This is a genomic window from Vibrio sp. YT-16 (assembly GCF_033337405.1).
In the GTDB taxonomy this organism is placed as follows: Bacteria; Pseudomonadota; Gammaproteobacteria; order Enterobacterales; family Vibrionaceae; genus Vibrio; species Vibrio alginolyticus.
In genome coordinates, this window is the sequence record NZ_JAWOQQ010000079.1 from 1 (window position 1) to 1348 (window position 1348).

The window sequence follows — 1348 nt, forward strand, 5'->3', positions numbered from 1 at the left end:
TAAACCAAGTCGAAGAGCGTGTGGAGTCGATTGGTAGCGTAGTTGGTACGATTCAAGGCATCTCTGAGCAAACCAACTTGCTTGCTTTGAATGCGGCGATTGAAGCGGCGCGTGCTGGTGAAGCAGGGCGTGGTTTTGCTGTGGTGGCGGACGAAGTTCGTAACCTTGCGCAGCGCACGCAACAAGCGACGGTGGAAATTCAAGAAATGATCACTCAGCTACAGGCCAGCGCGACTTCTGCGGTTGATTTGATGGAGAAAAGTGTTGTCGAAGCGGCTGAAGGCGTGGAATTGGTTTCTAACGCGGGTAGTGAGCTTGATGGCATTGTTGCTCAAGTAACACAAATCAACGACATGAACTTCCAAATTGCCACCGCTTCAGGACAACAAAGCAGTGTAGCGGAAGAAATGAGCCAGAACTTAACGAACGTTCGTGAGCTGGTTGAAGCATCGGTCGTGGTGGTCACAGAGTTACTGGAAACCTCTGAAATGATGCAAAGTAACGCCGAAGAGCTAGATAAGAAGATTAAGTCATTTAGCGTATAAAGCGAATTGGATTTGATAAAACGCCCACAAACCTTTTGTGGGCGTTTTTATTTGCTTTAAGTCTGGTATAAAGAATGAATCACCGTGCTTTTCACACAAGGAAGAAACATGCAGCTGCCTTCGTCACTGGTCTCTGTCGCCGAATCTGCCGTTCAAAATGCCCAAGAAGCGGGTTACCTTCAATCATGGCCAAATGAGGTCGTAGAGCAGTTTCATTACGTCTCGGCGTTGAGCCAATTTATTACGGAAACCATTCACCGTGACGAGGCTCTCGCGCAGCAGTTACCAACGATGTTAAGTGAGCTTAGCCGACACCAAGCTTATCGCACCCGTCTGGCCGCCTTATTGGCAGAATGCCCAGATGAAATGTCTGGTCATCGCGTTCTGCGTCAGTTCCGAAATCGAGAAATGGTCTACATCGCGTGGAAAGACTTCTTACATGCTTGGACACTTGAAGAGTCATTACGTCATTTGTCCCAATTGGCAGAGGCGATGATCTTTGAGACATACCAATGGCAATACAAAATTTGCTGCGCAGAATGGGGAACGCCAACAAATGCAGAGGGTGAAGCTCAACCGATGTTGATCATTGGGATGGGCAAGCTAGGCGGTGGCGAACTGAATTTCTCTTCCGATATCGACCTGATTTTTACTTACCCTGAAAACGGCGAAACCCAAGGTGCCCGCCGCAGTATTGCTAACGCGCAGTTCTTTACTCGTCTTGGTCAGCGGATCATCAAAGCACTCGATCAACAGACGTTTGATGGTTTTTGTTATCGCGTCGACATGCGGCTGCGTCCGTT

General features: G+C 48.5%; 1 protein-coding gene and 1 pseudogene. Both read left to right on the plus strand.

Going from position 1 to position 1348, the window contains the following annotated elements:
• Window positions 1-545, plus strand: a 545-nt coding sequence (locus R7F07_RS24845) for a methyl-accepting chemotaxis protein (RefSeq protein WP_318110617.1), incomplete at its 5' end; no start/stop codon positions are given.
• Window positions 546-653: 108 nt separating this feature from the next.
• A pseudogene (locus tag R7F07_RS24850) lies at window positions 654-1348 on the plus strand (bifunctional glutamine synthetase adenylyltransferase/deadenyltransferase); the annotation flags it as partial.